Source organism: Telluria sp. ZT3P26 (assembly GCF_059686035.1).
On sequence record NZ_JCASII010000005.1, the window covers coordinates 467773 to 487663 of the forward strand.

General features: G+C 64.2%; 18 protein-coding genes. 11 read left to right on the forward strand and 7 right to left on the reverse strand.

Annotated features, from left to right (window positions below; all coding sequences use genetic code 11):
- Nucleotides 1–27: 27 nt before the first annotated feature.
- Entirely contained in the window at nucleotides 28–990 is a 963-nt protein-coding gene (locus AC56LN_RS18600) for a TerC family protein (protein ID WP_308638126.1), read from the reverse strand.
- A gap of 194 nt (nucleotides 991–1184) precedes the next feature.
- Between AC56LN_RS18600 and nhaR the strand changes: the two genes are divergently transcribed.
- Nucleotides 1185–2081 carry a transcriptional activator NhaR gene (gene nhaR, locus AC56LN_RS18605; RefSeq protein WP_482898313.1) on the forward strand — a complete coding sequence of 299 codons (897 nt, stop codon included), beginning with the start codon at nucleotides 1185–1187 and terminating at the stop codon, nucleotides 2079–2081.
- Between the two features lie 18 nt (nucleotides 2082–2099).
- On the opposite strand, the gene selD is transcribed toward nhaR, so the two are convergent.
- The 3 genes from selD to AC56LN_RS18620 all read right to left on the reverse strand — a co-directional run bounded on the left by selD (nucleotide 2100) and on the right by AC56LN_RS18620 (nucleotide 6559).
- Nucleotides 2100–3155: a selenide, water dikinase SelD gene (gene selD / locus AC56LN_RS18610; protein ID WP_499573935.1), complete on the reverse strand. Its 1056-nt coding sequence runs from the start codon at nucleotides 3153–3155 to the stop codon at nucleotides 2100–2102.
- Nucleotides 3156–3293: 138 nt separating this feature from the next.
- On the reverse strand, nucleotides 3294–4847 hold the full coding sequence (locus AC56LN_RS18615) for a DEAD/DEAH box helicase (protein WP_343027716.1): 1554 nt from the start codon (nucleotides 4845–4847) through the stop codon (nucleotides 3294–3296).
- Between the two features lie 389 nt (nucleotides 4848–5236).
- A complete protein-coding gene (locus AC56LN_RS18620; protein ID WP_499573936.1) occupies nucleotides 5237–6559 on the reverse strand; it encodes a transglycosylase SLT domain-containing protein in 1323 nt (440 codons plus the stop codon).
- Nucleotides 6560–6904: 345 nt separating this feature from the next.
- Between AC56LN_RS18620 and AC56LN_RS18625 the strand changes: the two genes are divergently transcribed.
- Together AC56LN_RS18625 and AC56LN_RS18630 are read left to right on the forward strand one after the other, a co-directional pair.
- Complete coding sequence (locus AC56LN_RS18625) at nucleotides 6905–7471, forward strand: DUF1415 domain-containing protein (RefSeq protein WP_482898316.1); 567 nt, start codon at nucleotides 6905–6907, stop codon at nucleotides 7469–7471.
- Entirely contained in the window at nucleotides 7455–7691 is a 237-nt protein-coding gene (locus AC56LN_RS18630; protein ID WP_499573937.1) for a DUF1289 domain-containing protein, read from the forward strand. Before AC56LN_RS18625 ends, AC56LN_RS18630 begins: the two co-directional genes overlap by 17 nt.
- Before the next feature lie 32 nt (nucleotides 7692–7723).
- On the opposite strand, the gene AC56LN_RS18635 is transcribed toward AC56LN_RS18630, so the two are convergent.
- Complete coding sequence (locus tag AC56LN_RS18635; protein ID WP_482898318.1) at nucleotides 7724–8233, reverse strand: DUF1993 domain-containing protein; 510 nt, start codon at nucleotides 8231–8233, stop codon at nucleotides 7724–7726.
- A gap of 209 nt (nucleotides 8234–8442) precedes the next feature.
- Here AC56LN_RS18635 and AC56LN_RS18640 point away from each other — a divergent pair, with 209 nt between their 5' ends.
- Nucleotides 8443–11583, forward strand: a complete 3141-nt coding sequence (locus AC56LN_RS18640; RefSeq protein WP_499573939.1) for a sensor domain-containing protein — start codon at nucleotides 8443–8445, stop codon at nucleotides 11581–11583.
- Here AC56LN_RS18640 and AC56LN_RS18645 read toward each other — a convergent pair.
- Nucleotides 11580–12005: a thioredoxin family protein gene (locus AC56LN_RS18645; protein ID WP_482900201.1), complete on the reverse strand. Its 426-nt coding sequence runs from the start codon at nucleotides 12003–12005 to the stop codon at nucleotides 11580–11582. The genes AC56LN_RS18640 and AC56LN_RS18645 overlap by 4 nt on opposite strands.
- Before the next feature lie 89 nt (nucleotides 12006–12094).
- On the opposite strand from AC56LN_RS18645, the gene tsaB reads away from it, so the two are divergent.
- From tsaB to AC56LN_RS18665, 4 genes are read left to right on the forward strand one after another with little or no spacing between them, the layout of a single operon-like run.
- Nucleotides 12095–12802, forward strand: a complete 708-nt coding sequence (gene tsaB, locus AC56LN_RS18650; protein ID WP_499573941.1) for a tRNA (adenosine(37)-N6)-threonylcarbamoyltransferase complex dimerization subunit type 1 TsaB — start codon at nucleotides 12095–12097, stop codon at nucleotides 12800–12802.
- Nucleotides 12799–13266, forward strand: a complete 468-nt coding sequence (rimI, locus tag AC56LN_RS18655) for a ribosomal protein S18-alanine N-acetyltransferase (protein WP_499573943.1) — start codon at nucleotides 12799–12801, stop codon at nucleotides 13264–13266. Before tsaB ends, rimI begins: the two co-directional genes overlap by 4 nt.
- Complete coding sequence (locus AC56LN_RS18660; protein ID WP_499573945.1) at nucleotides 13263–14120, forward strand: uracil-DNA glycosylase; 858 nt, start codon at nucleotides 13263–13265, stop codon at nucleotides 14118–14120. Before rimI ends, AC56LN_RS18660 begins: the two co-directional genes overlap by 4 nt.
- Nucleotides 14104–15042 carry a DUF1853 family protein gene (locus AC56LN_RS18665; protein ID WP_499573947.1) on the forward strand — a complete coding sequence of 313 codons (939 nt, stop codon included), beginning with the start codon at nucleotides 14104–14106 and terminating at the stop codon, nucleotides 15040–15042. Before AC56LN_RS18660 ends, AC56LN_RS18665 begins: the two co-directional genes overlap by 17 nt.
- Nucleotides 15043–15500: 458 nt before the next feature.
- On the opposite strand, the gene lplT is transcribed toward AC56LN_RS18665, so the two are convergent.
- Nucleotides 15501–16760: a lysophospholipid transporter LplT gene (gene lplT, locus AC56LN_RS18670; protein WP_183551072.1), complete on the reverse strand. Its 1260-nt coding sequence runs from the start codon at nucleotides 16758–16760 to the stop codon at nucleotides 15501–15503.
- 161 nt (nucleotides 16761–16921) lie between these two features.
- Between lplT and alr the strand changes: the two genes are divergently transcribed.
- The 3 genes from alr (at nucleotide 16922) to AC56LN_RS18685 (ending at nucleotide 19839) form a co-directional block, all read left to right on the forward strand.
- Nucleotides 16922–18028 carry an alanine racemase gene (alr, locus tag AC56LN_RS18675; protein ID WP_499573949.1) on the forward strand — a complete coding sequence of 369 codons (1107 nt, stop codon included), beginning with the start codon at nucleotides 16922–16924 and terminating at the stop codon, nucleotides 18026–18028.
- Nucleotides 18029–18040: 12 nt separating this feature from the next.
- Nucleotides 18041–19417: a DNA repair protein RadA gene (gene radA / locus AC56LN_RS18680; protein WP_183551078.1), complete on the forward strand. Its 1377-nt coding sequence runs from the start codon at nucleotides 18041–18043 to the stop codon at nucleotides 19415–19417.
- Nucleotides 19418–19518: 101 nt separating this feature from the next.
- Nucleotides 19519–19839 carry a PilZ domain-containing protein gene (locus AC56LN_RS18685; RefSeq protein ID WP_499573982.1) on the forward strand — a complete coding sequence of 107 codons (321 nt, stop codon included), beginning with the start codon at nucleotides 19519–19521 and terminating at the stop codon, nucleotides 19837–19839.
- Nucleotides 19840–19891 lie beyond the last annotated feature (52 nt).

Sequence of the window (19891 nt, forward strand, 5' to 3'; positions counted from 1 at the left end):
TCTGGGTGTTACCGGGAAGCGACGATCTTATTTGTCGTCCTTCTTGGTGATGAACACGCTGGCGATACAGCTACCGGCGATCAGCACAGCCACGACAGTCAGCGAAGCCTGTACCGGCACGTGGTACCACGGCATGATCAGCATCTTGACACCGATGAAGGTCAGGACCATCGCCAGGCCATACTTGAGCAGGTGGAAGCGGTCAGCCACGTCAACCAGCAGGAAGTACAGCGCACGCAGACCCAGGATCGCGAACATGTTCGACGTGAACACGATGAACGGATCGGTCGTGATCGCGAAAATCGCCGGGATCGAGTCGACCGCGAACACCAGGTCGGTCACTTCGATCAGGATCAGCACCAGGAACAGCGGAGTGACAAAGCGCACACCGTTGATTCGCACGAAGAACTTCTCGCCATGGTCGCCTTCGGACACTTTCAGGTGCCTGCGGGCGAACTTCAGGATCGGATTGTTGACCACGTCGGGTTCTGCATCGACGGCCACCAGCATGCGGATACCCGTGAACAGCAGGAACGCGCCGAACAGGTAGAGCACCCAGCTGAATTCACTCACGACCCACGCACCGGCGCTGATCATGATCGCGCGCATGATGATCGCACCCAGCACACCGTAGATCAGGACGCGGCGCTGGTACTGCTGCGGCACCTGGAATGCGGTAAAGATCAGCAGGAACACGAACACGTTATCGACCGACAGGGCTTTCTCGATCAGGTAACCGGAGAAGAACTCCAGCGCTTTCTGGTCCGCGATTTCCGAGCCGACGCTGCCTTTCAGATACCACCAGAGGCCGGCATTGAACAGCAGGGCCATGCTGACCCAGACCAGCGACCAGATACCTGCTTCCTTGACGCTGACCTTGTGCGCCTTATTACCGCCGAAGACGAACAGATCGAGCGCCAGCATCACCAGCACGAAGCCGACGAAGCCAGCCCACATCATGGGACTTGCAATTGTTTCCAGACCGTTCATGGGGTGCTCCCTTCAGATCGCACAGCGTGCGGCCGGTTGTCCTGCGCCCGTGCGCAGGGATGGTGGACAGGATGTGTCATTGGTATGGCACCTATAGTTTGTGGTGAGGACTTGACTATAGGGGACGGCGAAGCATCGTACAAATCGAATATAATTTCATATAACATCGAATTTCACGATGTATTGGAGAGTCCATGTCTGCGCTGAACTACAAGCACCTGCGTTACTTCTGGATGGTGGCCAAGACCGGCAGCATCGCCAAGGCGGCCTCGCAGCTGAACCTGACGCCGCACTCGATTTCCGGGCAATTGTCCGAGTTCGCCGATGTGCTGGGTGTGGCGCTGTTTCGCAAATCGGGCCGCAGCCTCGAGCTGACCGACACGGGTCGCCGCATCGTCAGCTATGCCGAGACGATCTTCAGCACCGGTGACGAATTGCTCGAGCTGGTGCGCGACAAGAGCTTTGCCACGATGTCGTTCCGCATTGGCTGCGCTGATTCGGTGTCGAAACTCATTGCCTGCCAGCTGGTGGAGCCGGCCTTGAAGCTTAAGGAGCCGGTGCGACTGATCTGCCGCGAAGGCCGGCTCGACAGCCTGATCGGCGACCTGGCCGTGCACCGGCTCGACCTGGTGATTGCCGACCGGCCGATCCCGGGGCATTTCAGCGTGCGCGCCTACAACCACCTGCTGGGCCAGAGTCCGATGACGGCGCTGTGCACGCAGGCGCTGGCGGCCACGTTCGAGCAGCCGTTTCCGGCCTGCCTGCACAATGCGCCGATGCTGTTGCCGGGCGAGGACTTCGCGATCCACCAGCGCCTGTTGCGCTGGCTGGAGCAGGCCGAGGTGCATCCGCACATCGTCGGCGAATTCGACGACAGCGCGATGATGAACGCGTTCGGCCAGTCAGGGGCAGGGGTGTTCTTCGTGCCGACGGTGATTGCGGCGCAGGTGAGCCAGCAATACCAGGTGGTGGCGCTGGGCCAGATCGATGGGGTGGTGGAGCAGGTGTATGCGATCACCACCGAGCGCCGGATGAGTCATCCGGCGACGGTGGCGATCAGTACGCTGGCGCGTGACAAGCTGTTCGTGTGAAGCCTGCCATGCCTGCGGTTACGGCTTGACGCTCACGCCCGGCGCGCCGGCAGCCATGCGGCCGATGATTGCGGCGTCGGCAAAGCCTTCGCGCGCGAACAGCGCCAGCACCTCGTCGGCGGCTGCCGGGTCGCAGGCCACCAGCAGGCCGCCCGAGGTCTGCGGATCGGTCAGCAGCGCGCGCTGCTCGGGCAGGATCGCTGCATCGAGCTGGACGTCCTTGCCATAGGCTTCCCAGTTGCGGCCCGATGCGCCGGTGAAGTAGCCATCCTGCGCCAGTTGCAGCACGCCCGGCAGCAGCGGGATGTTCGGCATGTCGAGCGTGGCATGCAGCTTCGCGCCGCGCGACAGTTCCAGCAAGTGACCCAAGAGGCCAAAGCCGGTGACGTCGGTCAGTGCGTGCACGCCCGGCATGTCGGCCAGCAGGCGGCCAGGCTTGTTCAGTTTGGTCGTGTTGGCGATCATCGCCGCATAGCCATCGGCGCCCAGCTTGTCTTTCTTCAGTGCAGCCGACAGCACGCCCACGCCCAGCGGTTTGCCGAGGATGAGCACGTCGCCATCGCGGGCGTCGGCATTGCGTTTGACTTTCGACGGGTGCACGAGGCCCAGCACGACCAGGCCATAGATCGGCTCGACCGAATCGATCGTGTGGCCGCCGGCAATCGGAATGCCCGCTTCGGCGCAAATGGACTCGCCGCCGCGCAGGATCTGGCCAATCGTATCGAGCGGCAGCTTGTTGATCGGCATGCCGACCAGCGCCAGCGCCATGATCGGCGTGCCGCCCATCGCATACACGTCCGAGATGGCATTGGTCGCGGCGATGCGGCCGAAGTCGAACGGATCGTCGACGATCGGCATGAAGAAGTCGGTGGTGGCGATCAGGGCCTGTTCATCGTTGAGCTTGTAGACTGCGGCGTCGTCGGCCGTCTCGATGCCAACCATCAGTTCCTTCGGCACGGGAAAGCCGTGCGACGACTTCAGGATCTCGGCCAGCACGCCGGGCGCGATCTTGCAGCCGCAGCCGCCGCCGTGCGAGAACGAGGTGAGTTTGATGGGTTGGTCGCTGGTGCTCATGGGATGTCCGGTAATCGTTGATCGTCTTGGATTATCCACCATGTGGCGTGGACGTGCCAGGCAGGGTGCCAGTAATGGAAGTGGTGCCCATAAAAAAACGGCTGCCGAAGCAGCCGTTTCTTGATTCACGCAGGGTGATTACTCACCGAACGAACGACGCACGCCGTCGGCCGAACGTGGGTGGGCACCCTTGTAGCCGCCTTCGCGACGGGCCGGCTGGCCTTCACGCGGGGCGCTGAAACGGTTGCCGTCACGTGGCGCGCTTGGCGCACGTGGTGCGGCGCCCGGGGCACGCGCCGGGCCGGCTTCACGCGGACCGCGGTCAGCGTAACGGCTTTCCGACGGGGCGCCACGGGAACCGCTGGCAGCGCGGTCGGCGTAGCCTTCACGCGCGCCGGATGGCTTCGAGAAACCGCGCGATGCCGGCTTGGCCGACGGGCTGCGGCCATCGCCTGGCTTCCAGCCGGCGCGTGCTGGTGCTGCAGCGCGCTTTGGCTCGAAACCTTCGACGACAGCGACCGGGATCGGCTGGCGCGTGAAGCGCTCGATACGGCGCACGTTCATGCTTTCGGCGTGGTTCACCAGCGAGACGGCGACACCGTTACGGCCAGCGCGACCGGTACGGCCGATGCGGTGGACGTAGTCTTCCGGGAACTTCGGCAGGTCGTAGTTGACGACGTGGGTAATGCTCGGCACGTCGATGCCGCGCGCAGCGACGTCGGTGGCGACCAGCACCTTGATGCTGCCGCGACGCATGCTGTCCAGCGTGCGGTTACGCGCGCCCTGGTGCATGTCGCCATGCAGTGCGGCAGCAGCGAAACCGGCGATGTTCAGGCGGTCGGCGATCGTGTCGGCGTCACGCTTGGTGGCGGTGAACACCACGGCCTGGTCCATCGATTCGTCGCGCAGCAGGTGGTCCAGCAGGCGATTCTTGTGCGACAGGTCGTCGACGAAGTGGACGCGCTGCGAGATGTTCTCGTGGCGGTTGGTCGCGCTCGCGATCTGGATCGTCATCGGATCGGTCGTGATGCGGCGGGCCATATTGCCGACGACGCCATCGAGCGTGGCCGAGAACAGCATGGTCTGGCGTGCCGACGGGGTCGCGGCGACGATTTTTTCGATGTCGTCGATGAAACCCATGTCCAGCATGCGGTCAGCTTCGTCGAGCACGAGGATTTCGAGCTGCGAGAAGTCGATCTTGCCCGATTCCATGTGGTCGATCAGGCGGCCTGGGGTGGCAACCAGGATTTCAGGATTCTTGGCCAGCAGTTGCATCTGTTTCGGGTACGGCATGCCGCCCAGGATCGAGACGCAGCGCAGGCGGCGCATGTGGGCCGTGTACTGTTCGGTCGCAGCCGAGACTTGCAGGGCCAGTTCGCGGGTCGGGGTCAGCACCAGCATCTTTGGCTGGGCAGCCTTGAAACGCACGCGCTCGCCTTTGGCGCGGGCAGCCTGCGCTTCTTGCGCAGCGGTCTTGCCGGCTGGCGTTTCTTCAGCGTTGGCCAGCTTGTTCAGTGCTGGCAGCATGAAGGCGGCGGTCTTGCCCGAACCGGTTTGCGACGAGACCAGCAGGTCGCGGCCGGCGATCGCGGCAGGAATGGCTTGCGCCTGGACTGGCGTAGGGGTGGTGTAACCGGTATCGGCAACAGCCTGGACGAGGGACGCGTGGAGGCCTAGGGCTTCAAAACTCATGTGATCTGTACTTTCGGAATAAATCAAATACGCTCGCACGGAGGGCGCGAACGAAAAAATGCAACGCGAACCAACAAACGAAATGACTCAGAATGAAAGAAATTTCGGCACAAAAGCTTTGCGCCGGGACGGTGTCTGAAAGCGACACACAGGGCGGGAGGGCTTTAGAAAGGCGCTCTAAAGAGCTGCCTGGGGTTTGCGGTGCTGCTTGGATGAATGCCTTGCTGCTGCCGGGACTGGATGTGTTCAGAGCCGGGCGCGATGTCGCAGTGCACAAACCGAACTATACAGGTTTTTCGGCCTTCGTGCACGGACCCTTTGAAAATCGTATAACTGGCTGCGTGCCAAACGACTGCCAGCACCCCCGTGGCGTGGATGCTGGCCAGAGATCAGCGCTGCTTGCGCTTGGAAGACGTATTGCGGGAAATGCGCTTGCTGCTCTTGCTGGCGCTGGCCTTGGCCTTGAAGCGGCTGGTGGCGCGCTTGACGATGCCGCGGTCGGCTTCGAACGCGACGACCGCGTTGTCGATGATGTTCTCGGCGATGTCGCTGTGGCTCGAAGTCGAGATTTTCGGCACCAGGATCGTCGAGCCCACTTTCAGCAGCGACTGCGCCGGGATGTTATTGGCCTGGCGGATGACTTCCGGCGTGGTGCCGAACTTCGACGCCAGTGACGCAATGCTCACGCGCGCACCGGTGATCTTGTGGGTGGTCCAGGTCGACAGGGCATGGCCCCACTGCGCGAGATTCAAATGGAATTTCTCGGCGTTTTCTTTCGGCAGCAGGATCTGGGTCTGGGCGCCGCCAATGATGACCGGCTTCTTGAACTGCGGATTGAGCGCCTTGAATTCGTCGAGCGATATTTCGGCCAGCTGGGCTGCAACTGCCAGGTCGATGTCACTGGTCTTGTCGACCGTGGTGAAGTACGGCTGATTGTCGATGGCTGGCAGCACGACGCCATAGTTGCCCGGATTGGCGATCACGTTCTTGACCGCCTGCAGCTTCGGCACGTAGTTGCGCGTTTCGGCCGGCATCAGATCGGCCAGACTCTCGAAATCGGTTGGCTTGCCTTCGGCCTGGTTCTTCTTGATGGCGCGCTGGACATTGCCTTCGCCCCAGTTATACGCAGCCAGGGCGAGTGGCCAGTCGCCGAACATCGTGTACAGGCGCTGCAGGTAGCTCAGCGCCGCATCGGTGGAGGCCACGACGCCGCGCCGCTCGTCCTTGAACATGTTCTGCTTGAGGTCGAAATCCTTGCCCGTGCCCGGCACGAACTGCCACAGGCCGGCAGCGTTCGCGCTCGACATGGCTTGCGGGTTGAACGCCGATTCGATCACCGGCAGCAGCGCCAGTTCGGTCGGCATGCCGCGCTTTTCGAGCTCGGACACCACGTGGTACAGGTAAGGGGAAGCGCGACCGGAGATGCGGGACAGCGTGGCAGGATGATTGGCGTAGGCCTGGGTGTGACGGGTGACGAGTGCGTTGTTCAGGTCGGGAATCGCGTAGCCGCTGCGGATGCGGCCCCAGACATCGGTTTCGCGGTATTCATCGGGTTTGGTCTGGACTTGCGAAGGTGCTGCGGTGATGCGGCTGCCGACTGCGGTAGACTGGATGGTGGGCAGCGAGGCTGCGTCCATCGCAAAACTGAGGGGTGACGCGGCCAGGAAGGCCAATGCAGCCAGTGCGAAGGTAGGACGTTTCGTGTTGTGCATAGCTTTCCAGTGTTGCGTTCAGGAACGAACGGACCGAGGACCAGGAGGCAGTGTACGAAGGGATTGTTGAGCGAGTCAAGATGTATGACGCCTTCGTTACAATTAAAAAGGCCCTTTGGATCGCGTACGTTAACATCATGAAAACAGAAGATGCCATCAGGATCATCGAAATTAATGAACTGAGGGCGTTTTCGGTCAGCAGCAGGGGCGATTCGGTGCGGTGAGCCGGCGTACGCCGGGACCGACCCGCCAACGTTACGCCCGGATCGGGCCCAATCTATGAGGGCACGCAAAGAGTGCGTACAATCCGGGTTTTGCTGTCTGCATTGCTATAGAAAGTCTTCCATGCGTACCCCCAACCTCAACGCCGACGACGACGCCATCGTCGGGGCAACCCGCAACTGGCTCGAGCGCGCCGTGATCGGCCTGAACCTGTGCCCGTTCGCCAAGGCCGTGTATGTCAAGGAGCAGGTCCGTTACGTCGTTGCCAACGCAACCACGCCTGAACAATTGCTTGAAACATTGATGGACGAGCTGCAGCACCTGTCCGACACCGCTGCCGAGAAGATCGACACCACGCTGATCATTCACCCGTTCGTGCTGGGCGACTTCGAGGATTACAACGAGTTCCTGGACGTCGCCGATGCCGCGCTCGAGGACATGCAGCTCGATGGCGAACTGCAGGTGGCCAGCTTCCATCCCTTGTACCAGTTCGCCGATACCGATATCAACGATATCTCGAATTACACGAACCGCGCGCCGTACCCGATCCTGCATCTGCTGCGCGAAGAGAGCATCGAACGCGCCGTGGAAGCCTTCCCGCAGGCGGAAGACATCTTCGAAAAGAATATCGAGACGATGGAAAAGCTCGGACACGACGGCTGGGACAAGCTCGATGTCGGACCAGCCTGAGGCGGGCGGGGCCAGCCCCGCACCGGTAACCCCCGGCACCCCGGCCGGCCGCCCGGACACCCCCTGCGTGGCGGTATGCTCGACCACGTTCGACGAAGTCTGCCGCGGCTGCGGCCGTACGGTGGCCGAGGTGGCCCACTGGGTCTCGATGAGCGCCGACGCCAAGGAGCTCGTCTGGCAGCGCATCCTGGCGCAGGGTTACCCGCGCCGCAACAAGTAACCGCTATTGATTACCCTTAATAATTACCCTTATTAATAGCTGCCGATAAAGTCGCGCTTGCCGATCGGCACGCCGTTGTGGCGCAGGATCGCGTAGGCGGTCGTCACGTGGAAGCAGAACTGCGGCATCGCGAAATGGGTCAGGTAGATCGCACCGGTATCGAAATGGCGTGCGCGTTCGCCGCTGCCATGCGTGATCGGGCGGGTTGCGCCGGCATCGATGTCGGCTTGCGCCAGCGTGTCCAGGAAGCCAACGGTGCGCGTGATGCGCTGCTGCAGTTCGGTGAAGGTGCGCTCACCGTCTTCGTAGCGTGGCGATTCGATCCCGGCCAGGCGCGCCCCGGCGCCCTTGGCGAAATCGGTGGCGAGCTGGATCTGGCGCGCCAGCGGGAACATGTCGGGAAACAGACGGGCCTGGAGCAGGGCGTCCGGTTCGATGCGCCGTTCCAGCGCGTGGGCCTCGGCCTTTTCGAGCACGTCCGCCAGCGCGTCGAGCAATTGGCGAAATACCGGTACCGAAGCGGCATACAGGGAATGACTCATCAGATTCTCCTTGATTGAAAACGTGTTCATGACAATCCATCATAACAAGTCCGCCCGCGTACTGCCGGCGCCCGCGTGGGGCCGAGTCACGTTGTCGCGCTCATGCGCGCTTTGCTAGTGACGCTTGGCAAGCGACGGGGCATAATCGCGACTTCCCAATTGCGTCACTAAAGGCAGTGCCAGCGGCGAGCGCCGGCGGCGCCAACGTCATGTCCAGATCCGCATCCACGCCTCCCACCATCCTGTCACGCCTGGGCAGCCTGTATGGGCGCTCGCTGTACCGCGCCCTGCTGCTGGTGGTATTCGTCGGGCTGGCAGGACCGGCAGCGGTGGGCAGCTATCTTCTGATCGGCGTGCAGGAGCGCGCCGCGGTGGCCGCAGCGCTCGACGAAACCCTCAAGCGCAATGCCGAGATCCTGGCGCTCGGCGTGCAGGAGCCGCTCTGGAACCTCGATCCGGAAACGGCGCGGCCGCTGCTCGATGCGATGCTGCGCGACCCGGCCGTCGTCATGGTCGAGGTGCATGGCCCGGAGGGCGAGGTGGCGTTGCGGGTGCGCTCGCCGGCGCGACCGCTGGGGCGGGTGCTCAGCGCCGAACGGCCCGTCATGGTGCGTGGCGAAACCATCGGCACCGTGCGCCTCGAGATGGACGACTACCGCAGCCGCCAAGAGCTGCGCCGCAAGCAGCGCAGCTACGCGCTCGTCGTCGTGGGACAGGTGGCTGTTTCGCTGCTGCTGATCGCGCTCCTGTTGCGCCGGCGCCTGCTCTCGCCGCTGCGCCGCCTGATGCGGTTTTCCGACCGGCTGGCGCGCGCCGACTTCGACACGCCGCTGGCGCTGGCGGCGTCCGACGAACTGGGGCGTCTGGGCCAGCAGATGGAGCGGATGCGCCTGGCCATTCGCGACCTGTTCGCCGACATCGCGCGGCGCGAAGAACAGTTTCGCAGCATCGTCAACCAGGTCCCCGGCGCCGTGTTTCGCGTGCGCGCCGGCGGGGCCATCGAGTTCGTGAGTGACGCGATCGAAGACATCACCGGGCACCCGGCAGAACGCCTGATGCGCGCCACGACCCACGACTGGGGCGATATCGTGCACCCGGAAGACCGGCGCCAGTACAGCCAGACGGTGCGCCATGCCGCGCGCGTTGGCGACGCCTATCAGCTCGAATACCGGATCATCGACGCCCACGGCATTGAACGCTGGGTGCAGGAAAGCGGTCAGCCGCAGGGATTGTCGGGCGCGGCGGCGCTGGACGGCGCGGTGCGGATCGACGGCATCATCTCGGATATCAGTGAGCGCAAGCACAACGAGATGCGCATCGAAGGGCTGCTCACCGAGCAGGGTGCGATCCTCGACAACGTGATGTTCGGCGTGCTGTTCGTGCGCCAGCGCCGCATCGTCTCGAGCAACCGGCGCTGTGAGGTATTGTTCGGCTATGACGAGGGCCAGATGGTCGGCCAGTCGACCGAGATCCTGTACCCGACGAAGCAGGATTACGAACACACCGCCACGACGCATTACCCGCTGCTCGCGCAGCGCATGGACCTGGGGGAGGAGCGCCAGCTGCGTCATCGCGACGGCAGCCTGTTCTGGTGCCTGATGAGCGGCTCGGCGCTCGACCCGGCGCACCCGAACGAAGGCAGCATCTGGGTGTTCGCCGACATCACCGAACGCAAGCTGGCCGAAGAAAAGCTGCGCCTGTCGGCCACGGTGCTCGAGCATATTGCCGATGGCGTGATGGTGCTGGACGTGACGGGCCGCATCGTGGCCGTCAACCCGGCCTTTACCGCCATCACCGGCTACAGCGAAGAAGAAGCGGTGGGGCGCGAATCGAGCATGATGCGTGGCCGGCTCCAGGACGACGATTTTTATCACAAGCTGTGGCGCGAACTGGACGACACCGGCTTCTGGCGCGGCGAAATCTGGGACACGCGCCAGGACGGCGAAGCGTATCTGGAATCGCTGACCGTGACCGCCGTGCGGGGCGACGAGGGCGCGATCACGCATTACGTGTCGGTCTTCAGCGACATCACGCGCGCGCGTGAATCCCAGAACCAGCTCGACCACCTGGCGCACCACGATCCCCTTACCGCGCTGCCCAACCGCCTGCTGTACCACGACCGCCTGCGCCACGCGATGACGCGCGCGCAGCGCGACGGCCAGCAGCTCGCGGTGCTGTTCATCGACCTCGATCGCTTCAAGAACGTCAACGACACGCTGGGCCACCACGTCGGCGACGAGCTGCTCAAGCAGGCCGCCTTCGCGCTGGCCCGCTGCCTGCGCGAAGGCGATACGCTGGCGCGCCTGGGCGGCGACGAATTCATCGTGCTGCTCGAGGATATCGGCGGCGTCGCCGGCGCGACCCGCGTGGCGGCCAAGCTGATCGCGATGTTCGAGCAGCCGTTCATGGTCTCCGGCTACGAGCTGTTCGTGACCGGCAGTGTGGGCATCAGCCTGTATCCGCAGGACGCGCAGGACATGCACATGCTGATCCGCAATGCCGACGTGGCCATGTACCAGGCCAAGGCGCGCGGGCGCAACGGCTACCAGTTCTACGCGGCGTCGATGAGCGGCGACGGCGTCGAGCGCCTGCGCATGGAAGGCCTGCTGCGGCGCGCGATCGACAAGAATGAAATCTACCTGGCGTACCAGCCGCAGGTTGAAATGGACACCGGCCGCCTGACCGGCGTCGAAGCGCTGGTGCGCTGGAACAGCGCCGAGCTTGGGCAGATCGGCCCGGGGCAATTCATCCCGCTGGCCGAAGACACCGGCTTCATCGGCCAGCTTGGCCAGTGGGTGCTGCAGGAAGCGTGCCGCCAGATGATGGCATGGGAAGCGCAGGGTTTGATCATGCCGAAGATCGCGGTGAACCTGTCGGTGCGCCAGTTCGAGCGTGGCGGCATGGCGGCGATCGTGACCGAGGTGTTGCACTCGACCGGCCTGGCGCCACACCGCCTGCAGCTGGAAGTGACCGAGTCGATCATCATGAACACGGGCGACGCGCTGCAGTATGTGAAGGACCTGCACGCGATCGGCGTGGGACTGGCAATCGACGATTTCGGCACCGGCTATTCATCGCTGGCCTACCTGAAGCAGCTGCCGGTGCAGACGCTCAAGATCGACCGCAGCTTCATCAAGGATATCTCGCAGGGTCCAGACGACGAAGCCATTGCGATTGCCATCATCCAGCTTGGCAAGAGCATGAACCTGTCGGTGATTGCCGAAGGGGTCGAGCGCGAGGACCAGGCGGCATTCCTGCTGCGCCATGGGTGCAATCTGGCGCAGGGGTATTTGTATGGCAAGCCCGTGGCGGGCGACGAGATCGTGGCGCGCTGGGGCGGGCAAGGTTAGTCCGCGCCGCCCAGCAGCACCCGCAGATTGCAGTCGCGCTGCCACTCGCGGCGCTCATCGCTCGATTGCGCCAGGCGTGCCAGTTCGGCCGGCGCGATGTCGGCCTGGGCCTGGATCAGCCGATCGGCCACGCCGCCATCGGGCACCATCGTGCCGAAGAACGCGACCGTGTCGCCGCGCTGCAGCAGCAGCGTCGGGAAGTTGTCGACATCGAGGTCGCCGACCAGGGCGGCCTGGTCTTCGATATCGATCCAGATGAAGTGCTTGTCCGGGTGGCGCGCGGCCAGGGTCTCGAACGTGGCGCGGTAGGTCGCGCAGGTGCCGCACCAGGCGGCGCACAGGCAGGCGACCGTCCAGGCGTCGTCATGGACGGCGGCGACGGCGGCGTCGAGGGTCGAGGAATCGAGGGTCAGGCTATGCATGGAGCGCATTTTACTCCGTGTTGCGCTGCAATGTGGCGGGGAAGGCCGACCGGCATGGATGGCGCCCGGCCGAGCGGTTAAAATACGGGATGCCTACCATCCTTGCCATTGAAACCTCGGCCGAGCTGGCGTCTTGCGCGCTGCTGGTCAACGACACCGTCATCGCCCGCGCCACGGCCGGCGTGCGCACCCATTCGCAGTCGATCCTGCCGATGGTGCAGGAACTGCTGCGTGAAGCGGGCATTGCGCTGGCCGACTGCGACGCCATCGCTTTCGGGGCCGGTCCCGGGTCGTTTACCGGTGTGCGCACGGCCTGCGGCGTGGCGCAGGGGCTGGCGTATGGTGCCAATCTGCCCGTGCTGCCGATGGTGACGCTGGCCGCGATGGCCGAAAGCTGCCGGGCACGCTGCGGTGCGACCGAGGTGCTGGCGGTGCTCGACGCGCGCATGGGCGAAGTCTACTGGGCGCAGTACCGCTTCGATGGCGCATGGCGTGAAATCGTGGCGCCCACGCTGAGTGCGCCGCAGGCCGTGGTGCCGCTGGCAGTTCCTGGTCTGCAGGCATGCGGCAACGGCTTCGAGGCGTATGCCGACGCGTTTGCCGACCAGGCGTGTGCGGCCGGCGCCATGGCGGACATCGTCCCGCATGCGCGCGAGATGGCGCTGCTGGCCGTCGGCGCGCTGGCGGCCGGGCAGGGCGTGCCGGCGGCGCAGGCGCAGCCGATTTACCTGCGCAACAAGATTGCGTTCACCACGGCCGAGCGCCTGGTGATCAATGCGGCCAAGGCCGGCGCATGAGCGACCTGCTCGATCTCGGCCTGCACCTGGCGCCGATGACGGCGGCCGACGTGGCCGAGGTGTGCGCGCTGGAGACGAGCGTGTTCCCGTTTCCCTGGAGTCGCGGGAACTTCATCGACTCGCTCAACAGCGGTTACGACTGCTGGACCGTGCGTGATGCTGATGGCGCGCTGGCTGGCTACTACCTGTTGATGTACGCGCTCGACGAAGCGCACCTGCTTGACGTTGCCGTGGCGGTTGATCGCCAGCGTCAGGGGCTGGGCCGGCGTCTGCTGGCCGTGCTCGCGGCGCGCGCGCGCAGCCAGGGCATGACGTCGATCCTGCTCGAAGTGCGGCCGTCGAACGAGCGCGCACTCGACGTGTACCGGCGCCATGGGTATGTCCATATCGGGCGCCGCAAGGGCTACTATCCGGCTGGCGCTGCGGGCCGTGAAGATGCCATCGTGATGAGGCTGGATTTATGAAGAGTGTGAGCGGGCGCGATGCGCTGTTCCTGAACGAGATGGGGATCGGGCCGTTGTGGCAGTTGCGGACTGCGGCCGGGCCGGAGTCCGAAGTTGTTGTTGTCGATGCTGTTGATGCTGCGCCTGTGGCGGCGTCGGCCCCCGTGCCGGTGCCTGATCCAGCGCCGGTGGCGCGCGGGATGACGCCGCTGTCGGCGCCGCCGTATCGCAATCCGCCGCCCGTCGCCAGCGACGCCGCGTGGGACGACGGCAGTCATGCCGCGCCGGCCGCGCCTGACGTGTCGACGCTCGACTGGTCGGGCTTGCGCCAGGCGATTGCCGGCTGCAAGGAGTGCGCCTGCGGGGAAGGGCGCAAGCCCGTGTATGGCAGCGGGCCGCGCCAGGCGGTCTGGCTGATCGCCGCCGGCACGCCGAGCGCGCTCGACGAGCAAGCGGGCCAGCCGCTGACGGGCGATCCGGGCAAGCTGCTGGACAATATGCTGCACGCGGTCGGCCTGTCGCGCGAGCGCGATGCGTATGTCACGCCGCTGGTGAAATGCCGTCCCGTCAACGCCAGGGGCGGCGAGCGCGCGCCAACGCTTGAGGAAATCACGGCGTGCCGGCCATTCCTGGAGCGCGAGCTGGCGCTGACGGGCGCCACCACCGTGCTGACGATGGGGCAGGTCGCCGCCAACGGCCTGCTGGGCCGCGCGCTGAACGAGCCGCTGGCCGGCGTGCGCGGTCAGGTGCATGCATTGAATGACGTACCGCTGGTCGCCACGCTGCATCCCGGCGAATTGCTGCTGCGCGGTGCCGACAAGGCGCTGGCCTGGGCCGACCTGTGCCGGGCGCGTTCGCTTGCACCCCGCACCTAGTTACCAGGCCGCGTTCCACGCGCGCTGGCGGCACCTGACCCAGCCGCCAGTGCGCGCGCTGGCCTGGCTGCTCGATTCGCCGGACCTGCTCGATGGCGCCGCACCGGCATGGGCCGGCCGCGTGGCCACGCTGGGCCCGGTCACGGACGAGGTCGCCACCTGGCTGGCGCAGCTCGATGCCGACCCGTCGACGCTGAACGCCGCCCTCGGCGAGAAGCCGTATACGCGACTGGGGCTGTACGCCGAAAAGCTGATGGCCTTCTACTTCGCGCAGCAGGGACGGCTGGTCGCGCACGGCCTGCAAATCCGCGCCAACCGCAACGACACGGTGGGCGAGTTCGACTTCCTGCTGGAAAATGGTGCGGACGCGCTGGAACACATCGAGTTCGCGACCAAGTTCTATCTGCAAGGAGAAAACAGCGCAGGGGGCCTCGACACATTGGTCGGCCCCAACCTGGCCGATACGCTGGGCCTGAAGATGCGCAAGATCTTCGAACGCCAGCTGGCACTGGGCCAGCACCCGGCCGCGCAAGCGCAGCTGCCACGTCCGGTCAGCAAAGCCGGCGCGCTGGTCAAAGGCTGGCTGTTCTACCCCGCCGGTCACTGGCCGGCAATGCAAGGCATCACCCAGGGCCATTGCCGCGGCTTCTGGTGCGCACTGAGCGAGCTGGGCAGTCTGCCCGACACAACCTATGTGATCCTGCCAAAACTCGAATGGCTGGCGCCATTGCGCACCGATTCATCCGCCTGGACAATGACGCGCGCACAACTGGCAGCCGAACTGAACGACCGCTTCGCCGCATCAAGCACCCCAGCGCTGATCGCCAGAGTGCGCGAACAAGAGGACGCGCTGGAAGAAGTCGACCGCGGCTTCATCGTCCCCGACGACTGGCGCACCCGCGCCCAAACCGCCCACCCCTGACCAACAATGAGGGTCAGAGTCGATTTATTGAGCAATTTCCCGAGTTGCCCAATAAATAGCCCCCGACCCTGCCTCAAACCCCGCCGATCAGCTAGCCAAACAAAGTAGGGTCAGAGTAGATTTAATGGGCAATTCCGCAAAGTTGTCAAACAATTCGACTCTGACCCTCATTATTTTTTTGCTTGCTGGATTCGTTTAGTTTGACTGTCGGCATCAAATTCAGCCGATGACTGAATCGGTTCGGAAAGCGCTGACAAAAGCGTAGCGGCCAGCAAGTTCAGGCCTGCCAAACAATTAGGGTCAGAGTCGAATTATTGGGCAATTTCTCGCGAAAGCGAGATAAGTGGGGACAGAGTGCCCGTGCTGAGCTATTGCCTGCTGCATATGCCGAGCAGGGGAAGCCTCAGGGACAGGGGTCAGGCGAAACGTTGTCAAACAATTCGACACTGACCCTGCTTTTAGTGTTTGCCTTCGCCGATCAGCCCGAGGGAGTCGTGTTCGCGCTGGTTCAGCAGGTGGCGGCGCTGGATCAGGAGCATGATGCCGGCGACGGACAGGCCGAAGATGACGATGATGATGTTCAGGTCGAGGTTCAGCGTGATCATCACCGCGTAGGCGGCGAGCATCGTCAGGATCGACAGGTTCTCGTTGAAGTTCTGCACCGCGATGGAGTGGCCGGCGCTCATCAGGACGTGGCCGCGGTGCTGCAGCAGCGCGTTCATCGGGACCACGAAGAAGCCGGACAGGAAGCCGATGAAGGCCAGCAGCGGGTAGGCCAGCGTGACCGATTTCACGAACACCATGCTCGTGACTACCAGGCCCATGATGATGCCCATCGGGATCACGGTGAGCGACTTGCGCAGCGGGATCATGCGGGCGGCCATCGCGGCGCCCAGTGCGACACCGATCGCGACCACGCCGATCAGGTTCGTCGCCTGGTCCAGCGGCAGGCCGAGCGATGCTTCGGCCCACTTGAGCACGATAAATTGCAGCGTGGCGCCAGCGCCCCAGAACAGGGTCGTCACCGCCAGCGAGATCTGGCCCAGCTTGTCACGCCACAGCGTGGCCGAGCAATTGGCGAAGTCGGTGATGAGCTTGATCGGATTGCGTTCCTGGTGCTCGTAGCGCGCGCCGGTGTCCGGGATGCGCAGGTTGAAGATGGCGGCCAGGATATAGATTGCGACGACGACGGCCATTGCTGCCTCGGCCGGTGTGTCGATGCCGAGGCGCGGCAGCAGGTCGAACGAGAGCAAAAAGCCCGAGCCACGCGGGCTGACCAGCGTGCCACCCAGCACCGTGCCCAGGATGATCGACATCACCGTCAAGCCTTCGATCCAGCCATTGGCCGGCACCAGTTTTTCCGGCGGCAGCAGTTCGGTCAGGATGCCGTACTTGGCAGGCGAATAAACGGCCGCGCCAAAACCGACAACGGCGTACGAAATCAATGGGTGCACCGTGAAGAACATCAGCGCGCAACCGAACACCTTGATGATGTTCGCGATGAACATCACACGCCCCTTGTTGAGCGCATCGGCGAAGGCGCCGACGAAGGCGGCCAGCAGCACATAGAACAGAACGAACGACAGCTTCAGCAGCGGCGTCAGCGATGCCGGTGCGTCCATTGCGACGAGCAGGCTGATCGCGACAAACAGGAGCGCGTTATCTGCCAGCGACGAGAAGAACTGCGCCGCCATGATGGTATAAAAACCACGGTTCATTCTAAAATTCTAAAGTTCGGTCCGGGTTGCTTTATACCATGAATGGCTGGCGTGGCGAAGCCCATACGATGCACCGTGACTGCCCCGGCAACGCCCCGTGGCCTGCTCCGGTAGAATAGCCCCTCCACCGTTTCAGACCGATTCCACCCCGATCGCCGACCATGCCGCGCCCACTCTTTGCCACCATCCACCCGGACTCGATGCAGCACAATCTGTCGCAGGCCCGCACCTGCGCGCCCATGGCGAAGATCTGGGCGGTCGTCAAAGCCGACGCCTACGGCCATGGCCTCGAACGCGCGATGCGCGGCTTCGCCACGGCCGACGGTCTGGCGCTGATCGAGCTCGAGAACGCCATTCGCCTGCGCGAACTCGGCTGGATCAAGCCGATCCTGTTATTAGAGGGATTCTTCGAAGCGGCCGACGTGCCCCTGCTGGCCGAACACAATATCGTCACGGCCGTGCACTCGGTCGAGCAGGTCAAGCTGCTCGAATACACGCAGCTGTACCGCCCGATCGATGTCTACCTGAAGATGAACACGGGCATGAACCGCCTGGGCCTGCGCCCGGACGAGTACGCCGCCGCATACAAACGGCTGCGCGCGATCCCCGACGTGCGCAATATCACGCACATGACGCACTTCGCCAACGCTGACGAACTCGAACACCCGCTCTTGACCATCGCCGAGCAGGTACGCCGCTTCCAGATCGGCGCCGGCGACCTGCCCGGCGAGCGCAGCCTGTCCAACTCGGGCGGCGTGCTGCACCAGGCTGAACTGGCCGAGCACCTGTCCAACGACTGGGTGCGTCCCGGCATCATGCTCTATGGCGGCACGCCGGGCGGGCGCAGCGCCAGCGATTTCGGCCTGCGCCCGACGATGACGCTGCGCTCCGAAATCATCGGCATCCAGCACATCGAGCGCGGCGACACGGTCGGCTACGGCAGCCGCTTCGTCGCTGACGGCCCGATGACGATCGGTGTCGTCGCCTGCGGCTACGCCGATGGCTACCCGCGCAGCGCGCCGCACGGCACGCCGGTGATCGTCGATGGCGTGCGCACGGGGCTGATCGGCCGCGTCTCGATGGACATGATGACGGTCGACCTCTCACCGGTGCCCAATGCGCGCATCGGCAGCAAGGTCACGCTGTGGGGCGACGGTCTGCCGATCGACGACGTGGCGCACGCCGCCGGCACGATCGGCTACGAGTTGATGTGCGCTGTCGCGCCGCGCGTGCGCATCGCCGAAGGCCGCCTGGGCACCGATGGATAACCGATAGAGAACATGGCAAAAGCAAAAACCAATTACACCTGCTCCGAATGCGGCGCGATCGCCACCCGCTGGATGGGGCAGTGCGCCGACTGCAAGGCCTGGAACACGATGGTCGAAACCGTCGTCGAGGCGCCCGGCGTGAACCGCATGTCGCAAACCCCGCACCGCGCGCTGGCGCAGACCGCACCGGTGCTGTCGCTGGCCGATATCGAGGCCATCGATGTGCCGCGCTTTGGCACCGGCATCGAGGAATTCGACCGTGTGCTGGGCGGCGGCCTGGTGGCCGGTGGCGTCGTGCTGATTGGCGGCGACCCGGGCATCGGCAAGTCGACGCTGCTGCTGCAGGCGCTGGCCAGCCTGTCCAAGACGCGCTCCACGCTGTATGTCAGCGGCGAGGAATCCGGCGCCCAGATCGCATTGCGCGCGCGTCGCCTCGCGGTCGACGCGCAAGACCTGAAATTGCAGGCCGAGATCCAGCTCGAGAAAATTCTCGGCACGATCGCCGACCTCAAACCCGAAGTGGCCGTGATCGACTCGATCCAGACCGTGTATTCCGACGCGCTGACGTCGGCCCCCGGTTCGGTGGCCCAGGTGCGCGAATGCGCGGCGCAACTGACGCGTGTGGCCAAGCAGACCGGCGTGACGATCATCCTCGTCGGTCACGTCACGAAAGAGGGCGCGCTGGCCGGCCCGCGCGTGCTCGAACACATCGTCGACACGGTGCTGTATTTCGAGGGCGACACGCAGTCGAGCTTCCGCCTGGTGCGGGCGATCAAGAACCGTTTTGGCGCCGTCAACGAGCTGGGCGTGTTCGCGATGACCGAAAAAGGCCTGAAAGGCGTGTCGAATCCGTCCGCGCTGTTCCTGTCGCAGCACGACACGCCGGTGCCGGGTTCGTGCGTCATGGTCACGCAGGAGGGCACGCGCCCGCTGCTGGTCGAGATCCAGGCGCTGGTCGACACGAGCCACCTGCCCAATGCGCGCCGGCTGTCGGTCGGCCTCGAGCAGAACCGCCTGGCGATGCTGCTGGCAGTGCTGCACCGTCACGCCGGCATTGCCGCGTTCGATCAGGACGTGTTCATCAATGCGGTCGGCGGCGTGAAGATCACCGAACCGGCGGCCGACCTGGCTGTGCTGCTTGCGATCAATTCATCGATGCGCAGCAAACCGTTGCCGCGCGGGCTCGTGGTGTTCGGTGAAGTGGGCCTGGCCGGTGAAATCCGGCCGGCGCCGCGTGGCCAGGAGCGCCTGCGCGAAGCGGCCAAGCTGGGCTTTTCGATTGCCGTGATCCCGAAAGCCAATGCGCCGAAGCAGAAAATCGAAGGCATGACGATCATCGCCGTCGAGCGCATCGAGGAAGCCTTCAACAAACTGCGCGAGCTCGACTAGGCGCACGCACGACCGGACGGTTGGCACAGCACAACAATGCCGTGCCGGATCGGCTGGATGTTCCTATAATATTGTCTCTTTTCAGGCATCATGGGAAACACGTGTTACAAGAGCAGAGGCAGTCCCCGCGCAAAGTATTGCGCACCAAAGTCTTGCTGGCCATCGACGGCCGGACGCCGTTCTCTGGCAAGAGCGTCGATATCAGCGCCAACGGCATCAGCGTCAACATTCCCGATCCCGTGCCGGTCGGGCTGTCCGGCCAACTGCGTTTCGACCTGATGATCGACGGTCGCTTCACGACGATCGCCACGCACGCAAAAGCGCTGCACTGCATTTTCAGCGGCGGCGAATACAAAGTAGGGTTCAAGTTCCAGAGCCTGGACCTGGCAGCGGTGACCGCGCTGGCGCGCTACCTGCGCTGATGGCGGCCCCTTGAATGACAAGCGGCGAGCGCCGTTGGGCCTCGCCGCTTGC